The organism is Paraburkholderia madseniana (assembly GCF_009690905.1).
GTDB lineage: Bacteria > Pseudomonadota > Gammaproteobacteria > Burkholderiales > Burkholderiaceae > Paraburkholderia > Paraburkholderia madseniana.
This window is the reverse complement of the sequence record NZ_VOSW01000115.1, coordinates 1-26356: the sequence shown is the minus strand read 5'-3', so window position 1 is coordinate 26356 and position 26356 is coordinate 1. Positions and strand designations below refer to the sequence as shown.

At 62.8% G+C, this 26356-nt stretch carries 25 protein-coding genes; 14 read left to right on the top strand and 11 right to left on the bottom strand.

Annotated elements, in window-relative coordinates; all coding sequences use genetic code 11:
* The first annotated feature begins 233 nt into the window (after positions 1-233).
* From glcE to proC, 4 genes are all read left to right on the top strand, one after another.
* Positions 234-1322 (top strand): glycolate oxidase subunit GlcE, encoded by a 1089-nt coding sequence (glcE, locus tag FSO04_RS38435; protein ID WP_154566680.1) that lies wholly within the window; start codon positions 234-236, stop codon positions 1320-1322.
* 8 nt (positions 1323-1330) lie between these two features.
* Positions 1331-2557, top strand: a complete 1227-nt coding sequence (gene glcF, locus FSO04_RS38430) for a glycolate oxidase subunit GlcF (protein WP_154566679.1) — start codon at positions 1331-1333, stop codon at positions 2555-2557.
* A gap of 151 nt (positions 2558-2708) precedes the next feature.
* Positions 2709-3407: a YggS family pyridoxal phosphate-dependent enzyme gene (locus FSO04_RS38425; RefSeq protein ID WP_154566678.1), complete on the top strand. Its 699-nt coding sequence runs from the start codon at positions 2709-2711 to the stop codon at positions 3405-3407.
* Positions 3408-3459: 52 nt separating this feature from the next.
* Positions 3460-4275: a pyrroline-5-carboxylate reductase gene (proC, locus tag FSO04_RS38420; protein WP_154566677.1), complete on the top strand. Its 816-nt coding sequence runs from the start codon at positions 3460-3462 to the stop codon at positions 4273-4275.
* Positions 4276-4467: 192 nt separating this feature from the next.
* Here proC and ubiA read toward each other — a convergent pair whose 3' ends face one another.
* The 7 genes from ubiA to recG all read right to left on the bottom strand — a co-directional run bounded on the left by ubiA (position 4468) and on the right by recG (position 11737).
* Positions 4468-5331: a 4-hydroxybenzoate octaprenyltransferase gene (gene ubiA, locus FSO04_RS38415; RefSeq protein ID WP_154566676.1), complete on the bottom strand. Its 864-nt coding sequence runs from the start codon at positions 5329-5331 to the stop codon at positions 4468-4470.
* Between the two features lie 272 nt (positions 5332-5603).
* Entirely contained in the window at positions 5604-6092 is a 489-nt protein-coding gene (locus FSO04_RS38410; RefSeq protein ID WP_054037764.1) for a Dps family protein, read from the bottom strand.
* A gap of 155 nt (positions 6093-6247) precedes the next feature.
* Positions 6248-6409, bottom strand: coding sequence for a hypothetical protein (locus FSO04_RS46600; protein ID WP_166618337.1), 162 nt, complete (start codon positions 6407-6409; stop codon positions 6248-6250).
* Positions 6410-6489: 80 nt separating this feature from the next.
* Entirely contained in the window at positions 6490-7944 is a 1455-nt protein-coding gene (locus FSO04_RS38405; RefSeq protein ID WP_154566675.1) for a catalase, read from the bottom strand.
* Positions 7945-8014: 70 nt separating this feature from the next.
* Positions 8015-8164: a hypothetical protein gene (locus tag FSO04_RS46595; protein ID WP_166618336.1), complete on the bottom strand. Its 150-nt coding sequence runs from the start codon at positions 8162-8164 to the stop codon at positions 8015-8017.
* A 182-nt stretch (positions 8165-8346) separates the two neighbouring features.
* Entirely contained in the window at positions 8347-9306 is a 960-nt protein-coding gene (locus FSO04_RS38400) for a hydrogen peroxide-inducible genes activator (RefSeq protein ID WP_054037761.1), read from the bottom strand.
* A 124-nt stretch (positions 9307-9430) separates the two neighbouring features.
* Entirely contained in the window at positions 9431-11737 is a 2307-nt protein-coding gene (recG, locus tag FSO04_RS38395) for an ATP-dependent DNA helicase RecG (RefSeq protein ID WP_154566674.1), read from the bottom strand.
* 148 nt (positions 11738-11885) lie between these two features.
* On the opposite strand from recG, the gene queA reads away from it, so the two are divergent.
* The 5 genes from queA to secF all read left to right on the top strand — a co-directional run bounded on the left by queA (position 11886) and on the right by secF (position 18059).
* Positions 11886-12944, top strand: a complete 1059-nt coding sequence (gene queA, locus FSO04_RS38390; RefSeq protein ID WP_154566673.1) for a tRNA preQ1(34) S-adenosylmethionine ribosyltransferase-isomerase QueA — start codon at positions 11886-11888, stop codon at positions 12942-12944.
* Between the two features lie 238 nt (positions 12945-13182).
* The gene (gene tgt, locus FSO04_RS38385) at positions 13183-14388 is read left to right on the top strand and encodes a tRNA guanosine(34) transglycosylase Tgt (protein ID WP_154566672.1); all 1206 of its coding nucleotides are present in this window, start codon (positions 13183-13185) and stop codon (positions 14386-14388) included.
* A gap of 205 nt (positions 14389-14593) precedes the next feature.
* A complete protein-coding gene (gene yajC, locus FSO04_RS38380) occupies positions 14594-14923 on the top strand; it encodes a preprotein translocase subunit YajC (RefSeq protein WP_020069679.1) in 330 nt (109 codons plus the stop codon).
* A 118-nt stretch (positions 14924-15041) separates the two neighbouring features.
* Positions 15042-17090: a protein translocase subunit SecD gene (gene secD / locus FSO04_RS38375; RefSeq protein WP_154566670.1), complete on the top strand. Its 2049-nt coding sequence runs from the start codon at positions 15042-15044 to the stop codon at positions 17088-17090.
* A gap of 18 nt (positions 17091-17108) precedes the next feature.
* On the top strand, positions 17109-18059 hold the full coding sequence (gene secF / locus FSO04_RS38370; RefSeq protein ID WP_154566669.1) for a protein translocase subunit SecF: 951 nt from the start codon (positions 17109-17111) through the stop codon (positions 18057-18059).
* An 80-nt stretch (positions 18060-18139) separates the two neighbouring features.
* On the opposite strand, the gene FSO04_RS38365 is transcribed toward secF, so the two are convergent.
* A complete protein-coding gene (locus FSO04_RS38365) occupies positions 18140-19417 on the bottom strand; it encodes an MFS transporter (RefSeq protein WP_154566668.1) in 1278 nt (425 codons plus the stop codon).
* 139 nt (positions 19418-19556) lie between these two features.
* Here FSO04_RS38365 and FSO04_RS38360 point away from each other — a divergent pair, with 139 nt between their 5' ends.
* Positions 19557-19718, top strand: a complete 162-nt coding sequence (locus tag FSO04_RS38360; RefSeq protein ID WP_154566667.1) for a hypothetical protein — start codon at positions 19557-19559, stop codon at positions 19716-19718.
* On the opposite strand, the gene FSO04_RS38355 is transcribed toward FSO04_RS38360, so the two are convergent.
* The 3 genes from FSO04_RS38355 to FSO04_RS38345 all read right to left on the bottom strand — a co-directional run bounded on the left by FSO04_RS38355 (position 19708) and on the right by FSO04_RS38345 (position 21493).
* Positions 19708-20277: a YceI family protein gene (locus FSO04_RS38355; protein WP_154566681.1), complete on the bottom strand. Its 570-nt coding sequence runs from the start codon at positions 20275-20277 to the stop codon at positions 19708-19710. The two genes, FSO04_RS38360 and FSO04_RS38355, sit on opposite strands and share 11 nt — an antisense overlap.
* An 83-nt stretch (positions 20278-20360) precedes the next feature.
* Positions 20361-20924 (bottom strand): YceI family protein, encoded by a 564-nt coding sequence (locus FSO04_RS38350; protein WP_154566666.1) that lies wholly within the window; start codon positions 20922-20924, stop codon positions 20361-20363.
* A gap of 8 nt (positions 20925-20932) precedes the next feature.
* On the bottom strand, positions 20933-21493 hold the full coding sequence (locus tag FSO04_RS38345) for a cytochrome b (protein ID WP_154566665.1): 561 nt from the start codon (positions 21491-21493) through the stop codon (positions 20933-20935).
* A 450-nt stretch (positions 21494-21943) separates the two neighbouring features.
* Between FSO04_RS38345 and FSO04_RS38340 the strand changes: the two genes are divergently transcribed.
* From FSO04_RS38340 to FSO04_RS38325, 4 genes are read left to right on the top strand one after another with little or no spacing between them, the layout of a single operon-like run.
* Positions 21944-22699, top strand: coding sequence for a paraquat-inducible protein A (locus FSO04_RS38340; RefSeq protein WP_154566664.1), 756 nt, complete (start codon positions 21944-21946; stop codon positions 22697-22699).
* Between the two features lie 7 nt (positions 22700-22706).
* Positions 22707-23357 (top strand): paraquat-inducible protein A, encoded by a 651-nt coding sequence (locus FSO04_RS38335; protein WP_097391329.1) that lies wholly within the window; start codon positions 22707-22709, stop codon positions 23355-23357.
* Positions 23350-25008 (top strand): PqiB family protein, encoded by a 1659-nt coding sequence (locus FSO04_RS38330; RefSeq protein WP_154566663.1) that lies wholly within the window; start codon positions 23350-23352, stop codon positions 25006-25008. Before FSO04_RS38335 ends, FSO04_RS38330 begins: the two co-directional genes overlap by 8 nt.
* Positions 25005-25721 (top strand): PqiC family protein, encoded by a 717-nt coding sequence (locus tag FSO04_RS38325; RefSeq protein WP_154566662.1) that lies wholly within the window; start codon positions 25005-25007, stop codon positions 25719-25721. The genes FSO04_RS38330 and FSO04_RS38325 overlap by 4 nt, the downstream gene beginning before the upstream one ends.
* The last annotated feature ends 635 nt before the right edge of the window (positions 25722-26356 follow it).

The following is a 26356-nucleotide window of genomic DNA, read 5'->3' as shown; positions in this document are numbered from 1 at the left end:
TATAGAGTTGATGTTGCTATGAAGATGTGTGTGTTTGGAAGATTTGGTAGTTCTCATGTAGGATGTATTCTGTACACGTCGTGTCGTCATGTCGCGTGTTTCCGGCAGTATGTGTTGTATTTTTTTTTTAAGATGTGTATAAGAGACAGGGATTACCCGATGCGGGTCCGTTCCGGGTTGCCAGCGCGCCGCCGCCCGGTACAATCAATCGAAACACAACGAAGCAGGACACCATGGAAGAGGACGACATCGTCGCCGTTTGGTCTGAACGCGTGCGTTCAGCCAGCGCCGAAGGGCGCACACTGCGCATCCGTGGCGGCGGCACCAAAGACTGGTACGGTCAGACGCTGGAAGGTGACATCCTCGACACGCGCGCTTATCGCGGCATCATCGCCTACGACCCGGCCGAACTGGTCATCACGGCGCGCGCGGGCACGCCCCTGCTGGAGATCGAGGCCGCCCTCGCCGAACACCATCAGATGCTCGCCTTCGAGCCGCCCCACTTCGGGCCGCAGGCAACCTTCGGCGGCTGCATCGCGGCGGGCATCGCCGGCCCGCGCCGCCCGTCGGCCGGCGCGGCGCGCGACTTCGTGCTGGGCGCCGTCATCATGAACGGCCAGGGCCAGACGCTGCATTTTGGCGGCCAGGTGGTAAAGAATGTGGCCGGATACGACGTCTCCCGTTTGATGGCGGGTTCGCTGGGCACCCTTGGGCTGATCCTCGAATTGTCGGTCAAGGTACTGCCGCTGCCGCAGGCCGAAACCACGCTCAAATTCGACATGAACGGCACCGACGCGGTCCGCAAGCTCAACGAATGGGGCGGCCGCCCGCTGCCGATCACGGCGAGCGCATGGCGTCATGGCACGCTGGCCGTGCGGATGGCCGGTGCGGAAGCCGCGGTCAAATCCGCTCGCACGGCGCTCGGCGGCGAAGTCGTCGATGCCGTCGAAGCGGAGCGCTTCTGGGCCGGCCTGCGAGAACAGACCGACTCGTTCTTTGCGGCCATCCCGCCGAAGGCCGCGCTCTGGCGCCTCGCGCTGCCGTCGATCACCGAGCCGATGCAATTACCCGGTGCGCAACTGATGGAATGGGGCGGTGGCCAGCGCTGGTGGATCACCGACACCGACGCGCAAACCGTGCGCATCAGCGCCAAACAGGCCGGCGGCCACGCCACCATCTTTCGTACCGGCTATGGCTACGACCGCAGCGCCGGCGTATTCACACCGCTGCCCGCGCCGCTGATGAAAATCCATCGCGGCCTGAAAACCGCCTTCGACCCGGCCCGCATCTTCAATCGCGGCCGCCTCTACCCCGACTTCTGAGCGACGCGATGCAAACCAACCTCGCGGACTTCATTCGCAACACGCCCGATGGCGACGAAGCCGACGCCATCCTGCGTAATTGCGTGCACTGCGGCTTCTGCACCGCGACCTGCCCGACCTATCAGATACTCGGCGACGAACTTGACGGCCCACGCGGCCGCATCTATCTGATCAAGCAGATGGTGGAAGGCGCGGCGGTCACGCGCAGCACCCAGATTCACCTGGACCGCTGCCTCACTTGCCGCAACTGCGAGACGACCTGCCCCTCCGGCGTGCAATACGGCAGGCTGGTCGAGATCGGCCGCAAGATCACCGAGGAAAAGGTCACCCGCCCGTTCGGTCAGCGGATGGTGCGCCGGCTGCTCGCGAGCTTCGTGCCAAACAGCGCGCTGTTCACGCCGGCCATGCGAATCGGTCAGCATATCCGTCCGCTCCTGCCAAAGAAACTGCGCGATAAGGTGCCCGCGCGCCAGCGTCCGCTCGAGTGGCCGACCGCGAAACATCCGCGCAAGATGCTGATGCTCGCGGGCTGCGTGCAACCGTCGATGATGCCGAACGTCAACGTCGCGACGGCGCGGGTGCTCGATGCGCTCGGCGTGGAAACGCTGATCGCGCCCGAAGCAGGCTGCTGCGGTGCGATCCGTCTGCACCTGGGCTACAACGACGAAGCGCTCGACGACTTGCGCGCCAACATCGACGCGTGGTGGCCGTATATCGAGCAAGGTGTGGAAGCAATCGTGATGAACGCGTCCGGCTGCGGCGCGACGGTCAAGGAATACGCGCATCTGCTGCGCAACGATCCCGCGTATGCGGAGAAGGCGCGCCGCGTGACCGAACTGACGCGCGACGTCGCGGAAATCCTGCCGGAGTTCGAAGAAGCGCTCGTCGCCGTGACGCGCCGCCGCGCGATCCATACGGTGGCGTTCCATCCGCCGTGCACATTGCAGCATGGTCAGCAGATACGCGGCAAGGTCGAACATCTGCTGACGGCGCTCGGCGTGGAAGTGCGCCTGCCCGCCGACAATCATCTCTGCTGCGGCTCGGCCGGGACTTATTCGCTGACCCAGCCCAAGCTCTCGTACGCGCTGCGCGACCAGAAGCTCGAGCGGTTGCAGGCGCAGGAGCCGCAGGTGATCGTGTCGGCCAATGTCGGCTGCATTGCGCATCTGCAAAGCGGCACGTCCACGCCGGTTGCGCATTGGATCGAACTCGTGGAGCACATGCTGTCCGCCTGAGGCGATCGATTTTGACGAGAAGCACGGCACGTGGCTTGCGGTACATCACCGCAAGCGCTTTCGTCTGTCCTGTGGCGGCATAAAGCGGCACGATGTGGCGGCGTCCGTATAATTCGATCATCGCCTTTCGCCAGACTTCCGGTTCCGTTCCATGCCCGATCTGATTCACAACCTCGAAGCGGTGCAGCAGCGCATCGCCCTCGCCGCGCAGGTGGCCGGGCGCGACCCGCGTTCGATCACCCTGCTCGCGGTCTCAAAGACGTTTCCGGCCGAAGACGTGCGTGCCGCCTACGCGGCCGGCCAACGCGCGTTCGGTGAGAACTACGTGCAGGAATCCATCACCAAGATCGAAGCGCTGGCCGATCTGCGAGCCGCGCTCGAATGGCATTTCATCGGACCGTTGCAATCGAACAAGACGCGCCCGGTTGCAGAAAATTTCGACTGGGTGCATTCGGTCGACCGCCTGAAGATCGCACAGCGGCTGTCGGAGCAGCGCCCGGACAACCTGCCGCCGTTGAACGTCTGCCTGCAGGTCAACATTAGCGGCGAAGCGTCGAAAAGCGGTGCGAGCATTCCCGAGGCCGTCGAGGTCGCGCAGGCAATCGCCGCGCTGCCGAAGCTGAATCTGCGCGGCCTGATGGCGATTCCGGAGCCGGCCGGCGGCATCGAAGAACAGCGCGTGCCGCATCGGCAACTGCGTGAACTGTTCGAGCGTCTGCGTAACGACGGCCTCGAACTCGATACGCTCTCGATGGGCATGTCGAGCGACCTCGAAGCCGCCGTGATGGAAGGCGCGACGATCGTGCGCGTCGGCACCGCGATCTTCGGTGCGCGCGATTACTCTCACTGACCGTTTCAGACCTTCCCTTCTCGACACCTCTCCGCACTTCTTTCGGAACATCATGAAAATTGCTTTTATCGGCGGTGGCAATATGGCCTCCGCGCTGATCGGCGGTCTCATCAAGCGCGGCGTCGCGCCCACTGACCTGTACGCAATCGACCCCAACGAAGAGGCGCGCCAACGCAACGAGCAGCAATTCGGCATCAAGACCGGCGCCGCCGCGGACGCCGCGCTCGCGTCGTACGACGCCGTCGTGCTGGCGGTGAAGCCGCAGATCCTGAAGAGTGTCGCCGAGGCACTGGCGCCGCATCTGCAGGCGTCGCAACTGGCAATCAGCATCGTCGCGGGCATTCGCATGGATGACATGTCGCGCTGGCTGAACGGCCACGCGCGCATCGTGCGCGTGATGCCGAATACGCCGGCGCTGATCGGCATGGGCGTAACAGGCCTCGTCGCGACCGGCAGCGTCGACGAAGCCGGCTGCGCGCTCGCGTCGCAGGTGCTGGGCGCAGTCGGCGAAACCGTCTGGTTCGACGACGAAGCGAAAATCGACGCTGTCACCGCGATTTCGGGCAGCGGCCCCGCGTACGTGTTTTATTTCATCGAAGCGCTGCAGGAAGCCGCGCGCCAACTCGGTATGGATGAAGCGCAAGGCCGCGCGCTGGCGGTCGCGACCTTTACCGGCGCGGCACAATTGGCCGCGAACTCGGACGAGCCGCCGAGTCTGTTGCGCGAGCGTGTGACGTCGAAGGGCGGCACGACGGCGGCTGCGCTGGCCTCGTTCGATGCGAGCGGGATCAAGGATGCGATCGTACGCGGCGCGCTTGCCGCCAATGCGCGCGCCAAGGAAATGGGCGACGAGTTCGGCAGGCTGTAAGGGCGATCAACTGGCAATTGCCAGCACGGCAGGAAAGTAGAAAGTACGCCAAAGGACGCTGCGCCTCGACTTAATCCGAGGCTGCGTCCGCGGCGCAAACAAAAACTCTGTACGAGACCAGCCGCGGCATAACAGCAACGCAAGAGAAGCGCCGTCGAATCGCAGCGGCGGCGCAACAGAACCGCAGAAGAATTAAAACGAAGCCGCCGCGTAATGCGCTGCGATGCCGACAAACAACGCACCGCCCAACCAGTTGTTATGACGGAACGCCGCGAAGCACGCCATGCGCTCGCGATTGCGGATCAGCGTGTAGTGATAGATCGCGCAGCCCACCGCCGCCGCCCATCCCAACCAATACAACACGCCGAAGCCGAGCATCACGCCGATGCCGACGTAAATCCCCAGCGTCACCGCATAGCACAGCATGATCGCCGCCACGTCGAAGCGGCCGAAGGTCAGCGCCGACGTGCGGATACCGATCTTGATGTCGTCGTCGCGATCGACCATCGCGTATTCAGTGTCGTACGCAACCGACCAGAACACGTTGGCCAACAGCATGACCCAGGCGAGCATCGGAACGTGATCCTGGATCGCGGCGAACGCCATCGGAATGCCGAAACCGAACGCGATGCCCAGATAAGCCTGAGGAATCGCAAAGAAGCGCTTCGTGAACGGATACGAGCCGGCGACGAACAGCGCCGCCACCGACAACTCCTTCGTCAACGTATTCAGCGGCAGAATCAGCAGAAAGGCCAGCAGCGACAGGCCGGCCGCCAGCGCCACCGCTTCCCATGCCTTGATCTTGCCCGATGTGATCGGCCGGTTTTCCGTGCGCTTCACGTAGCGGTCGAAGTCGCGATCCGCGTAGTCGTTGATCGCACAACCTGCCGAGCGCATCAGCACGGTACCCACCGTGAAAATCACCAGCAGCGGCCACGACGGATGACCGTCGGAGGCAATCCACAGCGCATTGAGCGTCGGCCACAGCAGCAGCAGGCTGCCGATCGGCTTGTCCATGCGCACGAGGCGCAGATACAGGGGGAGTCGGGCGAACATGGGCGGATTCGGTGAAGTGCAGACGGTGCCGCTATTTTACGGGATGCGGACGGCAGGCGGCCTTCAGGCGTGCGAAGCTGACCTGCTGGGGGCCAGAACCGAGGCCGCAACCGCCAGCAGGCCTTGAGCTACGGCTGAATCCGGATCCGGCGCCGAAAAAACAAAGCCTCCCGCAAAGGGAGGCTTTGTTTATTTTGCTACTCAACTCAACCCAACGCTCAAGCGCCGCGCTGAAATTCCGGACACAACGCCCGGAACGCTAAAGCGAGCATTTAAGCCAGCATCGAGCGCAGCATCCACGCGGTCTTTTCGTGCGTTTGCATGCGTTGCGTCAGCAGGTCAGCGGTCGGCTCGTCGTTGGCGGCTTCCGTCGACGGGAAAATCGCGCGCGCGGTGCGCACCACGGCTTCCTGGCCTTCCACCAACTGGCGGATCATGTCTTCCGCTGCCGGCACGCCGTCCGCTTCCGGAATCGACGACAGCTTCGCGAATTCCTTGTAGCTGCCCGGCGCATGCACGCCCAGTGCACGGATGCGTTCAGCGATCGAATCGACCGCGAGCGCCAGCTCGTTGTACTGCGTTTCGAACATCAGATGCAGCGTGTTGAACATCGGACCCGTCACGTTCCAGTGGAAGTTGTGGGTCTTCAGGTAGAGCGTGTAGGTGTCGGCGAGCAAGCGCGACAGACCTTCTGCAATCTTCTTGCGATCCTTGTCGCTGATTCCGATATTGACGTGCTGTACAGCTTCTTTCTTGGCCATGATGACTCCTTTGAAGAGTGATACGAACCGGTAGGTAGAGTGACGGCGTGCGGATAAGCAAACCCGGCACGTCGAACGCCCGCCAGTTTAGCTTAGAAAGCCGCTGCGTTCGTGTGACGCGTGGTCGCTTGCCGCACCCGCGGTCTCGCGTTCAATCACGCACCCAATGCATGTTGCACGGCTTGCGCAACGATCACCACGAGTCCGCTCGAGAAGATCGCGAATCCGACTGCCTTGCGCAGCATCGATGCGTAGTGCCGTTGCTTGCCGCGAGCGGCCGGCGAGCCGCCAATGGTGGACATCATCATCTGGATCATGATCGTGCTTCCTCGATTCGTATCAATACCGGCGGGGCGCCGATGCGCCCCGCCCTGCTGCATCAACTCACTTCAACTGCTTACCTCTTGCCGCCTTCGGCAAGTTCGGCCAACGCGGCGATCACACCTTCCGCATAGGCCGGATCGGCACGACGGAAATGCTCGATCTGACGCGCGACGATCTCCTGCGGCACACCGTTGATATGGCGTGCGATGTTGCCGAACAGACGCTGGCGCTGTGCCGCATCGAAGAGCGCAAACAGCATGCCCGGCTGCGTGTAGTAGTCCTCGTCCTCGCGATGGTCATAACGATCGACCGTACCCGCTGCGAGCGGTGGCTCCGCCGCGTTGCTGTCCTGCGCGAAGTCGCCGAAGCGATTTGGCTCGTAGTTCACGTTGCCGCCGAGGTTGCCGTCCGTGCGCATCCCGCCGTCGCGATGGAACGAATGGTGGACCGGGCAACGCGGGGCATTCACCGGAATCTGATGGTGATTGATACCAAGGCGATAGCGCTGCGTGTCGCCATACGAGAACAAACGGCCTTGCAACAGACGGTCCGGCGAGAAGCTGATACCCGGCACCACGTTGGCGGGCGTGAACGCTGCCTGCTCCACATCCGCGAAATAGTTCGCCGCGTTGCGATTCAACTCGATTGTGCCGACGTCGATCAACGGGTAATCCTTCTGCGACCACACCTTCGTGATGTCGAACGGATTGAAGCGGTACTTCGCGGCTTCCGCTTCCGGCATCACCTGAATGGCAAAACGCCATTTCGGGAAGTTGCCTGCTTCAATGCTCGTGAGCAGGTCCTGTTGCGCGCTTTCACGGTTCTGTGCGACCACTTGTGCCGCTTCGGCATCGGTAAAATTCTCAATGCCTTGCATCGACTTGAAGTGGAACTTCACCCAGAAACGCTCGTTGTTCGCGTTGATAAACGAGTACGTGTGCGAGCCGAAGCCGTGCATCTGGCGGAAGTTCTGCGGAATGCCGCGATCGCTCATCAGGATGGTGACCTGATGCAACGACTCCGGATGACGCGACCAGAAATCCCATGCCGCGATATTGCTGCGCATGTTGGTGTACGGGTCGCGCTTTTGCGTGTGGATGAAATCCGGGAACTTGAGCGGATCGCGGATGAAGAACACCGGCGTGTTGTTGCCGACCACGTCCCAGTTGCCTTCTTCCGTGTAGAACTTGATCGAGAAACCGCGCACGTCGCGTTCCGCGTCGGCAGCGCCGCGTTCGCCCGCCACCGTCGAGAAGCGCATGAAGAGCGGCGTGTCCTTGCCGATCTGGGCGAACACTTTCGCCTTCGTGAAACGCGAGATGTCGTGCGTGACTTTCAGCGTGCCGAATGCGCCCGAACCTTTGGCGTGAACGCGGCGCTCCGGAATCACTTCGCGGTCGAAGTGGGCGAGTTTTTCGAGCAGCCAGACGTCTTGCAGGATGACCGGACCGCGCGCGCCGGCGGTCATCGAATTCTGGTTGTCGGCGATGGGTGCGCCGGCTGCATTGGTGAGCTTACGTTCGGACATGCGGGACTCCTGAGTGGCTTTGATCGGAAACGGAATGCGGGGAGAGGTGCGGCGCGCTCATGCCTACGGCTTATGCGGACAGGGCCCGATCGACCAGCAAGGACAATGCAACCGTGCCCATGCCGCGCACCGACGCCGCGAAGGTGCCGGTGCTGCCAGTGGTCATGCGGACGGGTTGAACGGCGACGGTTGGGACTTGCTGCGAGTTCGGCTGCGTCATGATTTCCTCCGGGTCTAATGGGATCGGGCGATCCATGGAGGAAACTATAACAATGCTATCGAATTAACGTGTTTGATTAATTATATCTATTCGATAGGGAGTGCAACTATCGGCGCCTTAAGTGCCGCCGGGCCGGCCGCACAGGGTGCGCGGCGGGTCGGCTTGGGCGCAGGCGTCGCCACTCAGTTGACGGCGACAGGCAGATCGAGCTTTTTGACGCCCGTCAGATCGCAGGCGTTGATGGCGTCGCAGATGGCGTCGATCGCGGGCGTCCGCGTGAAGCTCTTGCGCCAGGCAAGCACCACACGGCGATCCGGCACCGGCTCGTCGAAGGCGACGTAGCTGAGCAGACCGGCGTCGATACCGCCGGCGTGCGGCTTGACCTCCTGCACCGACATGCGCGGCAGCACGGTAATGCCGACGCCGCTCGCCACCATATGACGGATGGTTTCCAGCGACGAACCTTCGAAGGTCTTCTGGATGCCGTCCGCGTTCTGCGAGAAGCGCATCAGTTCCGGGCAGACGCCCAGCACATGGTCGCGGAAGCAGTGGCCGCTACCGAGCAGCAACATGGTTTCCTGCTTCAGATCCTCGGCGTCGATCTTCGCGCGGTTTTCCCACGCATGACCTGACGGCAGTGCGACGACAAACGGCTCGTCATAGAGCGGACGTTGCATGAGACCCGTTTCCGGGAACGGCAGCGCCATGATGGCGACGTCGATTTCGCCCTGCTTGAGCAGCTCAATCAGCTTGACCGTGTAGTTTTCCTGCAGCATCAGCGGCATCTGCGGAACACGCTTGATCATCTGTTTGACGAGCGTAGGCAACAGATACGGCCCGATCGTATAGATGACGCCGAGGCGCAGCGGCCCGACCAGCGGGTCTTTGCCCTGTTTCGCGATCTCTTTGATGGCGAGCGTTTGTTCGAGGACGCGCTGCGCCTGCGTGACAATCTGTTCGCCGATCGGCGTGACACTGACTTCGCTGGTGCCGCGCTCGAAGATCTGTACGTTGAGCTCGTCTTCGAGCTTTTTGATGGCCACCGACAAGGTCGGCTGGCTAACGAAACACGCTTCGGCGGCCCGGCCGAAGTGCCGTTCGCGGGCAACCGCGACGATGTATTTCAATTCGGTGAGCGTCATTGGGGGACCAATCAGTGCGATGAGTTCGATAGGTTCTAGTTATACACCTATAGGGTCGGTTCGCCAACTTTTTGGTCCTTTGCCGGCCTGGCTGACGGACGTCTCCGCCGTCAAGAACCCGTCCTCAAGCCTTCAGATACTGCTCCCGCGCGCCGAGCCAGCGGGCCAGATGCTGCAGCACCACCTCGGGATACTTTTCGAGCAAAGCCGCGGCGGCCTCTCTGGCCGGCTCGATGAGCCACTGATCATTCTGGAGATCGGCAAACCTCAACATGGCCGCGCCGGACTGCCGGGCGCCCAGAAACTCTCCCGGACCGCGAATCTCGAGGTCGCGCCGGGCGATTTCGAATCCGTCGGTCGTCTCGCGCATGGTCTGCAAGCGCGCCCGCGCCGTCATCGACAGCGGACCGGTATAGAGCAACACGCAGACCGAAGCCGCACTGCCGCGCCCCACCCGCCCGCGCAACTGATGCAACTGCGCGAGACCGAAGCGCTCGGCATGCTCGATCACCATCAGCGACGCATTCGGCACATCGACACCCACTTCGATCACCGTCGTCGCCACCAGTAGCTGCACTTCGTTGCGCGTGAACGCATCCATCACCGCAGCCTTCTCCGCTGGCGCGAGACGTCCGTGCACCAGTCCGACGTTCAATTCGGGCAACGCGGCCACCAGCGTCTCGTAAGTCTCCACTGCGGTCTGCAACTGCAGGGTCTCGCTTTCCTCGATCAGCGGACACACCCAGTACACCTGGCGACCCGTCAACGCAGCCTCGCGCACGCGGCCGATCACCTCTTCGCGCCGCGCATCGGAGACGAGCTTGGTCAGAATCGGCGTGCGCCCAGGCGGCAATTCGTCGATGGTCGAGACGTCGAGGTCGGCGTAATAGGTCATCGCCAGCGTGCGCGGAATCGGCGTCGCCGACATCATCAATTGATGCGGCTGGAAATCGCTCGCGCCGTCCGCGGCGTTCTGCGCCTTGGCGCGCAAGGCAAGACGCTGCGCCACGCCGAAGCGATGCTGTTCGTCGACGATCACCAACCCCAGCCGCGCAAACTCGACGGCGTCCTGGATGATCGCGTGCGTGCCGATGACGAGTTGGGCCGTACCAAGCGCCGCTGCTTCGATCGCGGCGCGCTTTTCCTTCGTCTTCAGACTGCCGGCGAGCCACGTGACGCTTACTCCGAGCGGCTCCAGCCAGCCGCGCAGTTTGCGCGCGTGCTGTTCGGCGAGAATTTCGGTCGGCGCCATCAGCGCGGCCTGGTAGCCGGCGTCGATCGCCTGTGCCGCTGCCAGCGCGGCCACGATCGTCTTGCCACTGCCCACGTCACCCTGCAGCAATCGCTGCATCGGATGAGGCTGCGTCAAATCGAGCGCTATCTCGCCGCCCACGCGCTCCTGCGCCGCCGTCAGCGAAAACGGCAGCGCCTTCAGCAAACGCGCCACCAGCGCCGCTTCGTCGCCCAGCTTGCGGCGCGGCATGGCCGGCGCCGCACGGGTGCGGCGCTCGTCGTGGGCGCGTTTCAACGACATCTGCTGCGCCAGCAATTCCTCGAACTTGATCCGCACCCACGCCGGATGCGTGCCATCCATCAGCGCGTTTTCATCGGCCTGCACACCCGGGTGATGCAGCGTGCGCACCGCCTCCATCAGCGCCGGCACGCCGAGCGGCTGCAAATAAGCTTGCGCGATCGGCTCGGGCAGCAACTCCGGCAACGAGGTGCGCGACAACGCGTTGTCGATCGATTTGCGCAGATACGCCTGCGTCACGCCCGCAGTGCTCGGATAGACCGGCGTCAGCGCCTGCGGCAGCGGCGTGTCTTCGTCGACCACGCGCACCGCCGGATGCACCATCTCCATGCCGAAGAAGCCGCCGCGTACATCGCCACGCACGCGCAGCCGCGCGCCGATCGCCATCTGCTTGACCTGCGAGCCGTAGAAATTCAGAAAGCGGAGGACGAGTTCGTCGCCGGCGTCGTCGCGCAGTTTCACCAGTAGCTGGCGGCGCGGACGATAGGCGATCTCGTTGTCGAACACCACGCCTTCCGTTTGCGAGATGCCACCCGGCAGCAGATGCCCGATTGGCGTCAGCGAGGTCTCGTCTTCGTAGCGCATCGGCAGATGCAACACCAGATCGATGTCGCGCGTGAGGCCGAGTTTGGCGAGCTTGTCGACGGGTTTGGCCGCCGGCTTGGCACCGGCTTCGGCAGCAGGCTTCCTGGCGGCTTTGCCCGCGGATTTGCCGGCAGGCTTGTCACCGAATGGGTCAACCATTTCACCTTCACGCGCGGCCTTGTCGCTCTCCGGCGCGACACCCCCGCCAAGGTCGTTCTGGTCGGCCGCCGCTGCTTTGCCCCGCGAGACGCGACGCTTCGGCTCGGCGCTCACTTCATCGGTAGCGGAGGGCAATCGGCGTTCGGACAAAGGCATGGGTTGCTTCGCAAGTACAATATCGGCTGTCAAAGGTGTCGCCGCCAAGCAGCGCGCGGGCTCGCGGGCCGCTCCGGCGTCCCGCAATCATAGCCGCCCGGCTCCGGCTTCGGCTCAATTCAGTCCCAATTCGCTTCCAGTCGTCCGCATGTTTACGCTTTCCGATTTCGATTTCGATCTGCCGCCCGAGCTGATCGCGCAAGTCGCGCTGCCCGAGCGCAGCGCCAGCCGTCTGCTCGAAGTGGCCAACACGGCCGACGCAACCGACGCCGCGCGCCTGATCGACCGCCGCTTTGCTGAATTACCCGAGTGCATCGCGCCCGGCGATCTGCTGGTCTTCAACGATACCAAAGTCCTGAAGGCGCGCTTCCTCGGCCAGAAGGCCAGTGGCGGCAAGATCGAAGTGCTGGTAGAGCGCCTCACGGGCGAGCGCACGGCGCTTGCGCAGATTCGCGCGAGCAAGAGCCCGCAGCCGGGCACCACAATTCGCCTCGCCGACGCGTTCGATGTGACGGTCGGCGAACGCGTCGAGCCGTTCTACACGCTGCATTTCCCCGACGACTGTCTGACGCTCATCGAGCAATTCGGCCGCTTGCCGCTGCCGCCGTACATCGAGCACGACCCCGACGCGACCGACGAAACCCGCTACCAGACGGTGTTCGCGCAAAACCCGGGCGCGGTGGCCGCACCCACTGCCGGCCTGCATTTCGACGACGCGCTGCTCGCGCGGCTCGACGCCCGCGGCGTAGAGCGCGCGACGCTGACGCTGCATGTCGGCGCCGGTACTTTCCAGCCGGTGCGGGTCGAAAACCTCGCCGAGCACAAGATGCACAGCGAGTGGTATCACTTGCCGCAATCGCTCGCCGACAAGATCGCGGCGACGCGTGCGCGCGGCAACCGCGTGATCGCCGTGGGCACGACGTCGATGCGCGCGCTCGAAGCCGCCGCGCGCGACGCGGACGCGGCCGGACGCCCGCTCGGCGCGGCCAGCACGGAAACCGACATCTTCATCACGCCGGGCTATAAATTCCGCGTGGTCGACAGGCTCGTGACCAATTTCCATTTGCCGAAGTCGACATTGCTGATGCTGGTGTCGGCGTTCGCGGGCGTCGAAACGATTCGCGGGGCTTACCGCCACGCGATCGAACAGCGTTACCGCTTCTTTAGCTATGGCGACGCGATGCTGCTCACGCGCCGCGACGCTTGAACAATTTCGTCTCGCATGGCGATATCCCGTGCGATAGCGTTGCGCGCCGGCAGCGCGCGCGGTAGTCTGCCGCTCCTTGCTACATTGATGTAGCGGCAGCCGTTGCTGACCTCTCCTGCACCCACGTGCAGCAGCAGATCGGCGCCGCCTCTCGAATTTTTTTACCCAGCCGCCGTGGCCTGCCCGGCGGCATTCATCATTTGCGCCGGACTGTTTTCCGGTAGCACAGGAGTCCCCCATGACCGACGGTCATACCCACGATGCAAGCGGTACCTGCAATACCTGCGCAAGCACCCCCTCGCGCCCTGACACCGGCCTCAAATTCGAACTGCTCGGCACCGACGGCCAGGCCCGCCGCGGTCGCGTCACGCTGAACCACGGCGTGGTCGAAACGCCGATCTTCATGCCGGTCGGCACGTACGGCACGGTGAAGGCGGTCCAGCCGCGCGAGCTCGAAGAAATGCACGCGCAGATCATCCTCGGCAATACCTTCCACCTGTGGCTGCGCCCGGGCCTGGAGACGATCGAGGCGCACGGCGGCCTGCACGGCTTCATGGGCTGGAAGAAGCCGATCCTGACCGACTCGGGTGGTTTTCAGGTGTTTTCGCTCGGCGATCTGCGCAAAATCACCGAAGATGGCGTCACGTTCGCATCACCCATCAACGGCGACAAGCTCTTCCTGTCGCCCGAAGTGTCGATGCAGATCCAGAAGGTGCTGAACTCGGACATCGTCATGCAGTTCGACGAATGCACGCCCTACGCGACCAACAACGTGCCGACTTCGCGTCAGGAAGCCGCCGATTCGATGCGCATGTCGATGCGCTGGGCCAAGCGCTCGATCAATGAATTCAACCGCCTCGGCAATCCGAACGCGTTGTTCGGCATCGTCCAGGGCGGCATGTTCGAAGACCTGCGCGACGAGTCGCTGGCGGGTCTCGCGGAAATGGATTTCCACGGCCTCGCGATCGGCGGCCTGTCGGTCGGCGAGCCGAAGGAAGACATGATGCGCGTACTGAACCATATCGGCCCCAAGCTGCCCGCCGACAAGCCGCACTACCTGATGGGCGTGGGCACGCCGGAAGACCTGGTGGCGGGCGTGGCCGCCGGCGTCGATATGTTCGACTGCGTGATGCCGACCCGCAACGCGCGCAACGGCTGGCTCTTCACCCGGTTTGGCGACATCAAGATCCGCAACGCCGCGCACAAGAACTCGCTGCGCCCGCTCGACGAGCAGTGCGGCTGCTACACCTGCCGAAATTTCACCCGCGGCTACCTGCATCATCTGCATCGTGTAGGGGAAATCCTCGGTGCGCAGTTGAACACGATCCACAACCTGCACTACTACCTCGAGTTGATGCAGGAAATGCGCGACGCGATCGACGCAAAACTGTTCGAGCCTTTCCGCAAGCGCTTCCACGAGGACCGCGCGCGCGGCATCGATTAGCCGGCATTTGGGAATCAGCTGACGAATTTGCCGGAGGAATCCGCTGGTGTCTCGCGGAAAACCTTACAATTAACTTTCGCACACGGCAAAAAGGCTTTAAACGGTTGATCGGAAAGCCGATTCGCCGCGCCGACCCCTGTCAGGCCAGTGGTAGAATAACCGGCTGATTTTTTCGATCGTTTTGACTTATAACGGAGAGACCAACGTGTCGTTCATTTCCAATGCCTTCGCCCAAGGCACAGCAGCAGGTGGCATTGAATCGAACCTGATGAGCTTCCTGCCGCTGATCCTGATGTTCGGCGTGCTGTACTTCATCATGATTCGCCCGCAAATGAAGCGCCAGAAGGAACATCGCAACATGCTCGCCGCCATGGCCAAGGGCGATGAAGTGGTGACGAATGGCGGCATCGTCGGCAAGGTGACCAAGGTGGGTGAAGCTTACGTCGGCGTCGAAATCTCGGAAGGCACGGAAATCACCGTGCAAAAGGCGTCGGTTACGACGATTCTCCCGAAGGGCACGATCAAGTCGCTGTAAGGCCTGCTCTCTTGCGTCCGGCGCGGCCTCGCCGGCGGTTCATGCAGCACAACGCTGAACTGCCCGCGCTCATCGCCGGACGCATCGCTTCCAAGCCAACCTTCCCGTTGGACCACTCATGAATCGCTACCCCCTCTGGAAATACGCCGTGATGCTGGTGGCTCTGGTCATCGGCCTCGTCTACACGCTGCCCAATCTGTTCGGCGAAGCGCCGGCGGTGCAGGTGTCGAGCGGCAAGGCAACGGTCAAGCTCGACTCGACCACGCTGTCGGCAGTCGAAACGGCGCTTGCCGCCAATCAGATCAAGCCTGACGAAGTCACGTTCGACAACTCGTCGACCAACGCGAACATCCGCGTGCGGCTCCTCGACACCGACACGCAATTGCGCGTGAAGGACCTGCTGCAGAAGTCGCTGAACAGCGACCCGACCGACCCGCAATTCATCGTTGCACTGAACCTGCAAAGCGCCTCGCCGCGCTGGCTGACCGCCCTGCATGCGCTGCCGATGTACCTCGGTCTGGACTTGCGCGGTGGCGTGCACTTCCTGCTGCAGGTCGACATGGCCGGCGCGCTCAACAAGAAGCTCGACTCCGACGCCTCGGATGCACGCACCATGCTGCGTGACAACAACATCCGCGACGGCGGCGTGAACCGCGTCAACCAGACGGTGGTGATCAATTTCGCCGACCAGGCCACGGCGGACGCGGCATCCAAGCAACTGGGCCGCGGCATCAGCGAACTCCAGTGGGCCTCGCAAGCGAACCCGGACGGCGGTGTGCAACTGGTCGGCACGTTCACGCCGGCGGTGCAGAAAGCCGTGCAGGACGCCGCGCTCAAGCAGAACATCACCACGCTGCATAACCGCGTGAACGAACTCGGCGTGGCCGAGCCGGTGATCCAGCAGCAAGGCTCGGACCGTATCGTCGTCGAACTGCCGGGTGTGCAGGACACGGCGAAGGCAAAGGACATCATCGGCCGTACAGCAACGCTCGAAGCGCGCCTCGCCGACCCGGTCAATACGCATCCGAATCCGTCCGATCCGGTGCCACCGGGTGACGAGCTGTTCACGCAAGGCAACCAGACGCCGGTGCTGCTGCGCAAGCAGATCATCTTCACGGGTGACCGCATCATCGACGCGTCGGCAGGCTTCGACGAACATCAGCGTCCGTCGGTCAACATCCGTCTCGACTCGGCCGGTGGCCGCGCGGTGCGCAGTGTCTCGCGCGACAACATCGGCAAGCCGATGGCCATGGTGCTGTTCGAAAAGGGCAAGGGCGAAGTGCTGACGGTGGCGACCATCCAGTCGGAACTGGGCGACCGTTTCCAGATCACCGGCCAGGCCACGCCGCAAGGCGCCGCCGACCTCGCGCTGCTGTTGCGCGCCGGTTCGCTCGCCGCACCGATGGACATCATCGAAGAACGCACGATCGGCCCGAGCCTCGGCGCGGACAACATCAAGAAGGGCTTCCACTCGGTGGTGTGGGGCTTCGTGGCAATCGCCGTCTTCATGATCGCGTACTACATGCTGTTCGGCGTGATCTCGATGATCGGCCTGTCGGTCAACCTGCTGCTGCTGATCGCCGTGCTGTCCATGTTGCAGGCCACGCTCACCTTGCCGGGTATCGCCGCTATCGCGCTCGCGCTCGGTATGGCGATCGACGCAAACGTGCTGATCAATGAGCGCGTGCGCGAAGAACTGCGCCACGGCGCGCCGCCGCAACTGGCGATCCAGAACGGCTACGCGCATGCATGGGCGACGATTCTCGACTCGAACGTCACCACGCTGATCGCCGGCCTCGCGCTGCTCGCCTTCGGCTCCGGCCCGGTGCGTGGCTTCGCGATGGTCCACTGTATCGGCATCCTGACGTCGATGTTCTCGGCTGTGTTCTTCTCGCGCGGTATCGTCAACCTCTGGTACGGCGGCAAGAAGAAGCTCAAGTCGCTGGCTATTGGCCAGGTGTGGCGTCCGCAACCGGAAGGTATCGACGGCGCTGCCGCTTACCTCGGTAACGAAGATGCTGCGACCGACACGGCACGTGCCGTCGCCGCGGCAAGCGCCAAGCCCAAGGCCAAAGCTGCGGCCCAGGCGCGTACCAAGCCGACCGTGCGCCGCCGCGATGCGTCGGGTTCGTCGAACACGCCGCAGAAACCGGGTTCATCCCGCTGAGTCCCGGAGAACAAGACCATGGAATTTTTCCGTTTTCGCAAAGACATTCCGTTCATGCAGCGTGCGTTGCTGTTCAACGCAATCTCGCTGCTGACGTTCGTCGCTGCTGTGTTTTTCCTGCTGCATCGCGGGCTGCATCTGTCGGTGGAATTCACCGGCGGTACCGTCATCGAAGTGCAGTATCCGGGTGCCGCGCCGCTCGAACCAGTGCGCGGCACGCTCAACAAGCTCGGCTATCCCGATGCGCAAGTGCAGAACTTCGGCACCTCGCGCGACGTGCTGATCCGTCTGCCGCTCAAGCAGGGCTACACGTCGGCGCAACAGAGCGACCAGGTGATGGGCGCGCTGAAGGGCGAGGACCCGCAGGTGCAATTGCAGCGTGTCGAGTTCGTCGGCCCGCAGGTCGGCAAGGAACTCGCGACCGACGGCCTGCTCGCGCTGGCCTGTGTGGTGGTCGGCATCGTGATCTACCTGTCGTTCCGCTTTGAGTGGAAATACGCAGTAGCCGGCGTGATCGCTAACTTGCACGACGTGATCATCATTCTCGGCTTCTTCGCGTTCTTCCAGTGGGAGTTCTCGCTGTCGGTGCTGGCCGCGGTGCTCGCGGTGCTCGGCTACTCGGTGAACGAATCCGTCGTTATCTTCGACCGGATTCGTGAGACCTTCCGCCGCGAACGCAAGCTGACCGTGATCGAGGTGATCAACCACGCAATCACCAGCACGATGTCGCGCACGATCATCACCCACGGCTGTACGCAGATGATGGTGCTGTCGATGTTCCTGTTTGGCGGTCCCACGCTGCACTACTTCGCTCTGGCACTTACGGTCGGTATTCTGTTCGGTATCTATTCGTCGGTGTTCGTGGCCGCGGCGCTCGCCATGTGGCTCGGCGTGAAGCGCGAAGATCTGGTGAAGGATAAGAAGGAACGCACCGATCCGGACGATCCAAACGCAGGCGCGCAAGTTTGAGCTTGCTCTAGTCAAACCTCGCAATAGGAAAGGCCGGTTCTCTCGAACCGGCCTTTTGCGTTTACCGCCTTTGCCGCGCGTTAGCGGAACCCGAGCTTGCGCCGCGCCGCCATCAGCGCCACCAGGCTCACGACCGCGGCAAAAATCATGTAATAGCTCGGTGCGGCCTTCGAACCCGTGACGCTGATCAGCCACGCGATGATGAACGGTCCGAAGCCGCCGAAGATCGTCACGGCGATGTTATAGGCCAGCGACATGCCGGTCGTGCGCGTCTGCACCGGGAACATCTCGGAGAGCAAACCCGGCAGCGCCGCAAAGTAGCCCGTCATCAGAAAGCCGAACACCACCTGCAGCGCGATCAGCGTGCCGAAGGTCGGATGTGCGACCAGATACACGAACGCCGGATTGATCAGCACGAGAAGCAACAGCGCCGAGATCAGCATGATCGTGGTGCGCCCGTGGCGGTCCGACAGATGGCCGACCAGCGGCGAAAACACCATCTGGATCACACCGGTCAGCGCAATCGCCGCGAACGCGACCGAAGGCGCCAGTCCCAACTGCTTCACGCCATAAGTCGGCATGAACAGCACCAGATAGGTCGACACCGTCCCGAGCACCACCACGCCGATCGCAATCACGAGGCGCAGCTTCTGGCTCGCGAACGTGTCGCGCAGCGGTGTCGTGGTGGTCTCCGCCGCGAGGAACTCGGGTGTTTCGTCGAGCTTGGTGCGGATGTACCACGCGACCGGCCCGATCAGGAGACCAAAGAAGAACGGCACGCGCCAGCCCCACGAGGCCATCTGCTCAGGCGACAGCTTGCCGGTCAACAGCACGCCGAAACCGGCCGCGAGCAGCGTGGTGAGCCCCTGGCTCGCGACCTGCCAGCTCGCAAAGAAACCGCGCCGCCCCGGTACGTGTTCCGCGAGAAAAGCCGTGGCACTGCCGAACTCGCCGCCCGCCGAAAAACCCTGCATCAGGCGCGCCACCACGAGAATCACGGGCGCGGCAATGCCGATGCTCTGATACGTCGGCAGAAGCGCGATGATCAGCGTGCCGCACATCATCAGCAGGATCGACAGCGTGAGCGCCGCTTTGCGTCCGGCGCGGTCGGCGTAAGCACCGATCACGATCGCGCCGAGCGGCCGCATGAAGAACGACACGCCGAAGGTGCCAAGCGTCAGCAGCAACGAGACCGTGTCGTTACCCGCCGGGAAAAACAGCTTCGCGATGGTGACCGCGAAAAAGCCGTACACCACCAGATCGAACCATTCCAGCGCATTGCCGATCGAGGCGGCGACCACCGCGCGCCACGAATTCCGCCGGCTCCCCGCCAGGCTTGCCGCTGTCGTTGCGTTCATGCAGATCTCCAATGCGCGCGAAATATTATTAACGTAGGTTTTACGCCGGATCTTGCCGAACTGGGTGCGCGCACAACCAATGCGGTGTCAGCGCTCTATGTACCTGAAAAATTAAAACGGCGCGAGCGGCAATTCGCTCGTGGCCATTGCACAAGGCTTCCGGCGTTTCAGGCAGGCAATAAAAAACCGCTTCATCGCAAAAGCGAACGAAGCGGTTTTTTTGTTGCGGCGCAACGGCCGCGCGATAAGTGGCATTGAATACGAGCCAGCTAAAAGGCTCGTTAAAGCGCTTATTGCTTGATGCCTTCGGCCTGAATATGCAGCTTGGTATCCATGCTGAAGCCGTACTTGGCGCCGAAATCCATGCCGTAATCGCTACGGTTGAAATGGGCGCTCGCTTCCACGCCGCACACTTCGCGCTTGAGCACCGGATGCGGCATGCACTTGAACGATTCGATCGTCAGATTCAGCGGCTTGGTCACGCCGTGGATCGTCAGGCTGCCGACCACCTGGACCGGCTTGTCGCCGTCGAACTTGATATCGGTACCCTTGTAGGTCACCGACGGATACTTGGTCACATCGAAGAATTCGTCCGTCTTCAGATGCTCGTCGAGCTTGGTGTTGCCGGTTTCGACCGAAGCCGGGTCAACCGTGACGTCCACCGTGCCGGTCTTCGCTGCGCGGTCGAGCGTGACCGTGCCCGAGCTCTTGACAAACTTGCCGCGCCACACCGAGAGGCCACCGAAGTGATCCGCCTCGAAGCTCGGAAACGTGTGGGTCGGGTCGAGCTGATAGGTGTCCGCTGCAGCAAACGCGCCGAGCGAGAAAGAAGAAGCCAGTGCGCCGACGGCGATCAACAGGGATGTTTTCAATTCATGCTCCTTATGTTTCCGGAATTCCAGACTTGAAGGAAAGCGGCTGCGCCCGGAGAGCGCGGCGAACGTCACTTGTGTGCTGAAACGATACGAAACTTGATCACCACGTCGTCGGCCACCACCGAGGTGTCCTTCCATTCGCCGGTGCCGATGTCGAATTGTGAGCGTTTGATCGGCAGCGAGCCGTCGAACGTCTGGGTTGCGCCCTGCTGGGTGACCGTGACCGGCACCACGACGGTCTGCGATTTACCCTTGATGGTCAGCTTGCCGGTGACCTTGAACTGATTGCCGCCGGCCGGCGCAATCGCGCTCGACACGAACGTTGCAGTCGGATAAGTCTTCGCGTCGAACCAGTCCTTGCCGCGCACCTGGTCGTTGTAGCTTTCGTCGCCGAGGTCGTAGCTGGCCACGTCGATGCTGAACTGCGCACTGCCGTCGGCCGGTTTTGCCGGATCGAACTTGACTTGCGCGGTGAACTTGCCGAACTTGCCTTCCACCGGCACGTTCATCTGCTTCGAGGTTGCCGTCACCGAACTCTTCGTGATGTCGATCTGGGCCAGCGCACTGCCGGCCGCGGTCAGCGAGGCCGCAGCAAACGCGGCGAGCATGTAGCGATAAAACGAAACTTTCATGGTTATCCTTATTTGATGAAAGGGAGCATGCGCGACAGCAGGCCGTCGCGGTCCAACCATTGATGCTTGAGCGCCGCCGCGACGTGCAATGCGACCAGCACGAGCAACGTGTAATTCAGCGCGATATGCACGTTCTTCAGCAACTCCTTGAGATGCGGGTCCGGTGCGATCAGGCGCGGCAGCGGAATCAGGCCGAGGTACACCACCGGTATGTTGGCCGCCGAGCTATACAGATAGCCGGAGGCGGGAATCACGATCATCAACGCGTACAGCAGCAGATGCGTGAGATGCGCGGCGCCGCGCTGCCAGGCCGGCATGCGGCGCGGCATCGGCGGGGCAGCATGGGTGGCGCGCCACAGAATGCGCGGCACGGCGATCGCGAACACCGTCACGCCGATCCATTTGTGCCAGGAGAAGTAGCGCAGCTTGGTGGGCGTGAAGCCGGGGATGTCGGTCATCACCCAACCAAGCGCGAAGCCGCACACGATCAGTAGCGCGATCAGCCAGTGAAAGGCAATGGCCGTCCGCGTGTACGACTCCCGGCCACCGAAAGAAGGATTGAGTGCCATGACAGGTCAACGCAAGCTAAGAAAGGTTAACGGAGCAGCCGGCCCTGCTATTCCACGCCGCCAATGCATGCTGCATCGTGCGGCGCGATAGAAAACATGGCGGCTGCGGCACAGGCCAAGGCCGCCATGCTACCGCAAGCGGAAAAAGCTGGCTGTGTCGACCAGAGTTAGCGCTTCAGCGGTTACTCTGGTCCCATGCAGAGCCCGGCACCCGGAAGTTTTCCCGCGTGCAGAACGGCATTGAACAATTGGGGCCGGACAGTGTCAGAAGTAGCCATTTTTGTGTAAGACTATTCCTGATTCCGACACCGCCGGGTTCACTGCTTGCATAGGGTGCAATGGCCTGCCCCGCGGCGAAGCGCGTTTGGTACTATTGCTCCACGCTTTCTGCAGCCCCGCCCTGAAACGGGCATTGCACGCCTCCCATCACGTCGTTAGCCCTTCTGCCGTATGGACCATGACAACCTGATCGCGTGCCATGAATGCGATACGCTGTTCCGCAAGCCCCCGCTTGTCGGGCGCGTGGTCGCGCGCTGTCCGCGCTGCGGCGCGACGCTCTATCGCGGCGTCTCCCGCAAACTCGACAGCATCTGTGCGATGACGCTGGCCGCGCTGATCACCTTCGTCATCGCCCAGGCCTTCCCGATCGTCGAACTCGATGCCAACGGCATCACCTCGCAAACCACGCTGTTCGGCGCGCTCGTCGCGCTATGGGGCGAGGACATGCAGATCGTCGCGGTCATGGTGTTCTGCTCGACCATCCTGTTCCCGCTGACCGAGCTGGTCGCGCTGCTCTACGTGCTGATCCCGCTGCGCGCCGGCTGTGTGCCGCCCGCCTTCAACCGCGTGTTGCGCGCCATTCAATTCGTGCGGCCGTGGGGCATGATCGAAGTGTTCATGCTCGGGGTGCTGATCACCATCGTGAAGATGGTGAGTCTCGCGCGCGTGATTCCCGAAGCGGCGCTATTCGCGTTCGGCGTGCTGACGCTGATGATCGCGGTAGTCCTCACGTTCGATCCGCGCGTGCTGTGGGATGTTGCCGACGAAATGGACGACCGCGGCCCGCGGCCGTTGCCGCGCACCTCCGCCGACAGCGCGGCGGCTGCCGTCAGTTCGGTCGCCGGGCCGCCCGCGCCACCGGAGGTGCAAGCCGGGTCGCAATCCACATTGCCGCCAGGCGTGCCGCCGGCCCCGCACCAGGGATGAGCGCACGATGAAATACGTCACCGCGAAGCGCGCGGGTCTGGTCTCCTGCCATGCATGCGGACGCGTCGAGCCGCGCATTCGCTCCGTCACGCCGCAGCACTGCAGCCGTTGCGGCGCGGTGCTGCACCGGCGCAACCCCGACAGCCTGATGCGCACGTGGGCGCTGCTGATCGCCGCCGCCTTGCTGTATATTCCCGCGAATCTGCTGCCGGTGATGCATACCTCGTCGCTCCTCGGTTCGGAAGACGACACCATCATGAGCGGTGTCGTGTACTTCTGGACCTCGGGCGACTGGCCGCTGGCCGTGATCGTGTTCATCGCCAGCATCATGGTGCCGATGCTCAAGCTCAGTGTGCTGGTGCTGCTCACCGCCACCGCGCAGCGCCGCTCGCGCTGGCGGCCGGAGCAACGCACCACGTTGTACCGCATGGTCGAACGGATCGGGCGCTGGTCGATGCTCGACGTCTTCGTCGTCACGCTGACCGTCGCGCTGGTCCGTTTCAAGTCGCTTGCTGTGATCACGGCCGGCCCGGGCGCGATCGCCTTCGGCTCGGTGGTGATTCTGACGATGATGGCATCCATGCAATTCGATCCACGGCTCATCTGGGACAACGTGGAAGGCAGTACTCCAAAACCTCAGGACCTCGACCATGACTAGCCCGCAAGAACCGACGCCCGCCTCCGATGCGCCGCGCAACGATTCGAACGGACCGAAGCTGCCGCCCCAACTGCCAGACCCCGACATCGAGCCGAAGAGCCGCTGGCTGCCCTCGCTCGTCTGGGTGATTCCGCTGATCGCCGCGCTGATCGGCGTCGCGCTCGTGATCAAGTCGGTAACCGAAAGAGGCCCGACCATCACGATCACGTTCACCAGCGCCGAAGGCCTCGAGCCCGGCAAGACCAAGGTCAAGTACAAGGACGTCGACGTCGGCTCGGTGAAGACCATCACGCTCTCGAAAGATCTGTCGCACGTGCTGGTTCAGGTGCAACTCACCAAGGAAGGCGAAGACTTCGCGGTCAAGGATTCACGCTTCTGGGTGGTGCGCCCTCGCGTCGGCGCGAGCGGCGTGTCCGGACTGACCACGCTGCTCTCGGGTGCGTACATCGGTGCGGACGCCGGCCATTCGCCGGACACGGAGAGAGACTTCGTCGGCCTCGAAACGCCGCCGCCTATTACAGGCGACCAGAAGGGCCACCAGTTCATTCTGCACGGCGACTCGCTCGGCTCGATCGACATTGGTTCGCCGATTTTCTACCGGCGCGTGCAGGTCGGCCAGGTGGTCGGCTTTTCGCTCGACAAGGACGGCACAGGTGTGACGATGCAAGTCTTCGTGTCCGCGCCGTTCGACCAGTACGTCGGCACCAATTCGCGCTGGTGGCATGCGAGCGGCGTCGATCTGCGGCTCGACTCGAGCGGCTTCAAGCTGAATACGCAGTCGCTTGCGACGGTGATCGTCGGCGGCTTGTCGTTCCAGTCGCCACCGGGCCAGGGCGTGGGCGCGCAGGCGCCGAACAACATGACGTTCCGCCTCGGCTCGGATGAACAGGACGCGATGCGCGAACCGGACGGCGTGCCGTTGCGCGTGGTGATGAACTTCAATCAGTCGCTGCGTGGGCTGTCGGTCGGCGCGACGGTCGACTTCCGCGGCATCGTGCTGGGCCAGGTGACCAACATCGGCATCGACTACGATCCGAAGACACGTAGCTTCACGATGCCGGTCACGATGAACCTGTACCCGGACCGCCTCGGCAAGCGCTTCCGCGAAACCGCGCCGACACCGGGGACCCTCGCAGGTCAGGCCTTGCTGCAACAGCTCGTCAAGCATGGCCTGCGCGGCCAGTTGCGCACCGGCAATCTGATTACGAGCCAGTTGTACGTGGCGCTCGATATCTTCCCGAAAGCGCCGCCGGCCACGGTTGACGTCACAGGCGATCCGCTCGAGTTGCCGACCATCCCGAACTCGCTCGACGAGCTGCAGGTGCAGGTTGCCGACATTGCGAAGAAGCTCGACAAGGTGCCGTTCGACCAGATCGGTTCGAACCTGAACAGCGCGTTGAAGAATGCCGACCAGCTATTCACGCGACTCGACAAGGAAGTCGTGCCGGAGGCACGCGACACGCTGGCCGCGGCGAAGCAGACCTTCGGTTCGGCCGAGGCGACGTTGCAGCAGGACTCGCCGTTGCAGTCGGATGTTCATCAGGCGTTGCAGGAACTGACGCGCACGTTGCAGTCGCTGAATGCGTTGTCGGATTATCTGGAGCGTCATCCGGAATCGCTGTTGCGCGGTAAAACAGGAGATAAACCATGATGTTTGCCCGGCTCCCCCGCCCGCCGCGCGGGCTCGTGCGCGGCGCTGTTTATATCGGCGCTCTGGCCGGACTGGTGGCGATGGCGGCGTGTTCGTCGCCGAGCAGCCGCTTTTATACGCTCGGCGCGGAGGGTACGCCTGCCGGCTCCGCGGCGCCGGTTAGCGCCAGGACTTCGGCTGCGCCAGCGTGGCTGATTGAAGTCGCGCCAATCGATGTGCCGCCGCAAGTGGCGAAGAATCAGCTTGTGGTGCAGACGGGACCGACGCAGGTCCAGGTGCTCGAGCAGGAGCGTTGGGCTTCGTTGCCGGGTGACGAGATTCGTCGAGCTTTGTCGACTAGTCTTACGCAGCAGCTGGGCACAATCGATGTGTATGGCACTGCTTATCCGGATACGACGCCGGTGTATCGGGTCAGCATGAATGTGCAGCGGTTCGAGTCGTGGCCAGGGTCGCATGCGTTGATCGATGCGGTTTGGAGTGTGCGGGCTGTACGGGGTGCTGCGGTGATGACCTGTCGGAGTGTGGTGAGTGAGCCGGTTAGCGGCGGCTACGATGCGCTTGTTAATGGGCATCGCGTCGCGTTGCAGCGGATTGCTGTGCAGGTGGCTGCTGCTGTGCAGGGGATGGCGGCTGCTTATCCTAAGGGGGGCTCCGCCGGGAAGGGGGTTGCTATTGCTGTGCCGGCTTGTCCTTCTGCTGTTGTGAGTAGTTGAGGGGTTTTTGCCCGCGCGGCGCTTGTTGTCCGGGTTCTTAGGGCGTTGGCCTTTCCTTGCATTGTTAGTGGTCTATTAGCGTTGCCCCTGTGCGGGGCGGCACCTACTTTTCTTTGCATGCCGCAAAGAAAAGTAGGCAAAAGAAAGCGGCTCAAACCGCTCATGCTAAGTGGGCACCGTGGTTTGCACAGGGTAGTGGTGCATCTGGAATCCGTGTTCTCGCACATTCCGCGTTAGTGACAAAGGAGTCATCAGCTCCCACTCCGCACTACGTGCGTCGCGGACGGGTCTGCGTGGGAAACCAGGGGCTTCGGTTGAGCACGGTGGGGCCGTCGGCTTCGCCTCGGCGACGCACCTCAACACTCGTCCGGGAACACCAACTTCATAATGATTTGTTGGTGTACTGCAATCACAGGCAGCGTTGCAGTCACAATCGCGATGGCGGTGCAAAGGCAAGCCACGGTTCGGTGGCGAGACGCGAGCGTCAAAACGTAGCGGGTGGTTTTCTGAAGTACTCTTCGGCGCGCGCAGCGCCGCCGGAAGTATGACGCCCTTGTCACTGGCGTATGCAGGTGCACGAACCCAGATTCCAGATGCACCACTATCCGTTGCAAACCACGGTGCCCACTTAGCAG